Source organism: Dyella silvatica (genome assembly GCF_026283955.1).
Taxonomy (GTDB): domain Bacteria; phylum Pseudomonadota; class Gammaproteobacteria; order Xanthomonadales; family Rhodanobacteraceae; genus Dyella_C; species Dyella_C silvatica.
This window is the reverse complement of sequence record NZ_JAPDPE010000202.1, coordinates 1-3,994: the sequence shown is the minus strand read 5'-3', so window position 1 is coordinate 3,994 and position 3,994 is coordinate 1. Positions and strand designations below refer to the sequence as shown.

Below are 3,994 nucleotides of genomic sequence, written 5' to 3'. Positions count from 1 at the left end.
TCAGCCAGCCAATGCGGTGGGTCAGTACACGAGTTTTGCCGGAGCCGGCGCCAGCCAGCACCAGATAGTGGCCGGCAGGGGCACAAACCGCTTCGCGTTGCGCGTCGTTGAGTTGATCGATCAGATACGAGACATCCATCGCCTGCATTGTAGCGGGCGGCGACGATTTTCCAGACATAAAAAAGCCCCGAGGGTTAGGGGGAACCCTCGGGGCTAGGGTGGCCGCGAAGCCCAGGGGTGAGGTTCGCGTGCCGAATGGCTCAACCAGGGAGATGAGTGAGCCGGTGGACGCCGTTGCGTGCATCCGGGAAATAAGAACGCGCGATGCTGGAAAAGTTGCACACAAAGCAGCAAAAAAGTTTATTGATGATTCAGTTGACAAAAAACAAACAAAATCAAACGCAAAAACCATGACGTATGGCCTATGCGGCGATCTGTTTAGATGGCCAGCTGAAGATCATACGAGGGCGACTTCAGCAGCTTTCGACCAAGATCATCTAGACAAGTGACACGCCGATCGGCGTGTCATCGCCGTTATGCGGCAGAACGCCGCAGCTCAGTCCAGCCTTGATGCCTCAGTGTGCCTCGTCCCAGTTCGCGCCTACGCCCGCTTCGACCAACAGCGGCACGGCCAGGGTCGCCGCGCCCGACATGCGCTCGATAACGGCGCTGCGGACGATATCGATGGCGTCCTTGCGTACCTCAAACACCAGTTCATCGTGTACTTGCATCAGCATGTGCACGTCATCGCGGCCTTTCAGCCAGGCGCCGACCGCAATCATGGCGCGTTTGATGATGTCGGCCGCGCTGCCTTGCATTGGCGCGTTGACCGCCGCGCGCTCGGCACCTGCGCGATGGGCCTGGTTGCGCGAATTTAGATTTTCTAAATACAGCCGACGCCCGAAAATGGTCTCCACATAACCGTCACGATGCGCCTGCTCGCGGGTTGCCTCCATAAACGCATGCACGCCGGGATAGCGGGTGAAATAACGCGCCATGTAGTCGCTGGCCTCACCGCGGTCGACGCCGAGCTGCTTGGCCAGGCCAAATGCGCTCATGCCGTACATCAGGCCGAAATTGATCGCCTTGGCGGCGCGGCGCTGGTTGGTGCTGACCTGGTCGGGCGGCAAGCCGAATACTTCTGCCGCGGTGGCGCGATGCACGTCGCCGCCTTCGTGGAAGGCGCGCAACAGGCCTTCGTCACCGGAGAGGTGGGCCATGATGCGTAGTTCGATCTGCGAATAGTCGGCGGCCATCACCAGCCAGCCTTCGGGGGCGATGAAGGCCTGGCGAATGCGCCGGCCTTCTTCGGTGCGCACCGGAATGTTTTGCAGGTTCGGGTCTGATGAAGAGATGCGCCCAGTAGCCACCGCACCCTGGTGATAGCTGGTGTGCACGCGGCCGGTGCGCGAATTGACCATGCTCGGCAGCTTGTCGGTATAGGTCGAACGCAGCTTGGCCATGCCGCGATAGTCGAGAATGACGCGCGGCAGTTCGTGCGTATCGGCAATCGCCTCCAGCGCTTCTTCATTGGTCGAAGGCTGGCCGGTGGGGGTTTTTACTTTCACCGTCAGGCCGAGCTCATCGAACAGGATCGCCTGCAATTGCTTGGGCGAATCGAGATTGAATTCACGCCCGGCCACGCGCCAAGCCTGCTGTTGCAGTTCCAGCATGCGCTTGCCCAGCTGTTGGCTTTGCAGGCGCAGTACGCTGACGTCGATCAGCACGCCTTGCTGCTCCATGCCAGCCAGCACCGGCACCACCGGGATCTCGATCTCTTCATAGACTTTGCGCAGCGCCGGCACGCTTTGTAGCAATGGCCACAACGCATGATGCAGGCGCAAGGTGATATCGGCGTCTTCGGCGGCGTAGCGGCAGGCGGTGTCCAGGTCTACCTGTGAGAACGAGATCTGCTTGGCGCCCTTGCCGGCGACCTGCTCGTATTTGATGGTTTCGTAGCCCAGGTATTTCTTGGCCAGCGAATCCATGTCATGCCGCGTTGCCGTGGCGTTCCACACATAGGATTCGAGCATGGAGTCGTGCTGCAAGCCCTGCACGGTGATGCCGTAGTGCGACAAGATGTTGATGTCGTACTTGGCGTGTTGGCCGAGCTTGGGCCGGCCGGCGTCCTCGAAGATCGGCTTGAGCGCGGCGAGCACATGATCGCGGGCCAGCTGCGCCGGTGCGCCGGGGTAATCGTGGGCCAGCGGGATATAACAGGCTTTGCCGATGTCCACCGCGAGGCTTAAACCGACGATGTCGGCCTGCATCGCATCGATGCCGGTGGTTTCGGTATCGAAGGCGATCAGTGCGGCGTTTTGCAGTTGTTGCAGCCAGTGGTCCAACTGCGCCTGGGTGGTCACCAGCTCGTACTCGCCGGGGGCCGCCAGCGCCTCGTTGTGCTGTGGCGAGGGTGCGCCGGGGACTTGCGTAGTGTCGGTCGGTGTTCCGCCAGCGGCAGCCACCGCTGCATCCGAGGCGGGGGGCGGCGCCGTGGGAACTTCGGCATCGAGTTCCTTCAGCGCGGCCTTGAATTCATAACGCGTGAACAGCTCACGCAGTTGCTCCAGGTGACGTTCGCGTTGGGTCAGCTCGGTGACCGCTGGCTCCAGTGGCACATCGAGCTTGATGGTGACCAGCTCGCGCGACAGCGGCAGCTTGGGCAATGCCTCACGCAGGTACTCGCCAATCTTGCCGCCGATCTTGTCGGCATGGGCCATCACCCCATCCAGCGTGCCGTACTCGGCCAGCCATTTGGCGGCGGTTTTCGGGCCGCACTTGGTGACGCCGGGCACGTTGTCGACGGTGTCGCCGGTCAGCGAGAGAAAGTCGACGATCTGCTCGGGTCTGACGCCGAATTTTTCCATCACCCCAGCGCTATCGGTGGTGGTGTTGGTCATGGTGTTGATCAGCTCGATACCAGGCCGCACCAACTGGGCCAGATCCTTGTCGCCGGTGGAAATCAGCACCTCGATGCCTTGCGCATGGGCCTGGGTCGCCAGGGTGCCGATGACATCGTCGGCCTCGACACCGGGCACGCGCAGGATCGGAAAACCCAGTGCGCCGACGATCGCCAGCATCGGCTCGACCTGTGCGCGCAGATCGTCCGGCATGGGCGGTCGGTTGGCCTTGTACTGGTCGTAGAGCTGGTTGCGAAAGGTCGGTCCGGCGGCGTCGCTGACAAAGGCCAGGTAATCCGGCTTGGCCTTCAGCGTCGAGCGCAGCATATTGACCACGCCGAAGAGGGCGCCGGTCGGCTCGCCTTGCGCATTGCTCAACGGGGGCAGTGCGTGGAAGGCGCGATAGAGGTAGGAGGAGCCGTCGATCAGGATGAGTTTGGCCATGCCGGGATTGTCGCATGGGTGAGGCGGCCGGCTGGTTCAAAAAGTATCTACAGTCGGAGGGGTATGCTGTGTTTCTGCGGCATGACGCCTCAATGACCAGCGCCATACCGGGGCGCTGCTATGCTCAAAGCCCCCGTGGAGATCGTCCTCATGAAATCCTTCGCCCTGCTTGTCCCCCTTGGTTTGCTTGTGCTTGGCGCCGCTGCTGCGCCAGCGTTTGCGCAGTCCACCGCGCCGGTCTACGCCCCCGCGCCGCCGCCGCCGGGCATGAATGATCCCGGCGTCAAGCCGGTCGCCGCCCCCGCCAGCAAGCTCTCCTCGAACTTGCCCGCCATGCATGACGCGAGGCAACCGCGTGACGCCAAGGGCGAGCCGCCGCCGGAAGTGCGCGTGCGCAAGCAGGGCGACGAGACGGTGCAGGAATATGCCCGCAATGGTCAGGTCTACATGGTGGTGGTGACGCCGAAGATCGGCCCGCCGCAAACCTATATGGTCGATGCCAATGGCAAGTACCACAATCAAGGTAGCCAGGAGCCGGTCAAGCCGGTGATGTACAAGGTGGTCGAGTGGGGTAAGGCGCGGCCGCCGGAAGAGACCGAGGCTACGCCAAGCAACGACAGTCATTGATGCATGCCGCATGGCCCCGCGCG

4 protein-coding genes are annotated in these 3,994 nt (G+C 62.2%); 2 read left to right on the top strand and 2 right to left on the bottom strand.

The features are described from left to right. Positions 1 to 139, bottom strand: a 139-nt coding sequence (locus OUZ52_RS22420) for a UvrD-helicase domain-containing protein (RefSeq protein WP_266160823.1), incomplete at its 3' end; no start/stop codon positions are given. A gap of 133 nt (positions 140 to 272) precedes the next feature. Here OUZ52_RS22420 and OUZ52_RS22415 point away from each other — a divergent pair. Further along, entirely contained in the window at positions 273 to 509 is a 237-nt protein-coding gene (locus OUZ52_RS22415; protein WP_266160822.1) for a hypothetical protein, read from the top strand. 66 nt (positions 510 to 575) lie between these two features. Here the strand turns inward: OUZ52_RS22415 and polA are convergent, their stop codons facing one another. After that, positions 576 to 3,344 (bottom strand): DNA polymerase I, encoded by a 2,769-nt coding sequence (gene polA / locus OUZ52_RS22410; RefSeq protein WP_266160821.1) that lies wholly within the window; start codon positions 3,342 to 3,344, stop codon positions 576 to 578. Between the two features lie 150 nt (positions 3,345 to 3,494). On the opposite strand from polA, the gene OUZ52_RS22405 reads away from it, so the two are divergent. Next, a complete protein-coding gene (locus tag OUZ52_RS22405; RefSeq protein ID WP_266160820.1) occupies positions 3,495 to 3,971 on the top strand; it encodes a DUF2782 domain-containing protein in 477 nt (158 codons plus the stop codon). Positions 3,972 to 3,994 lie beyond the last annotated feature (23 nt).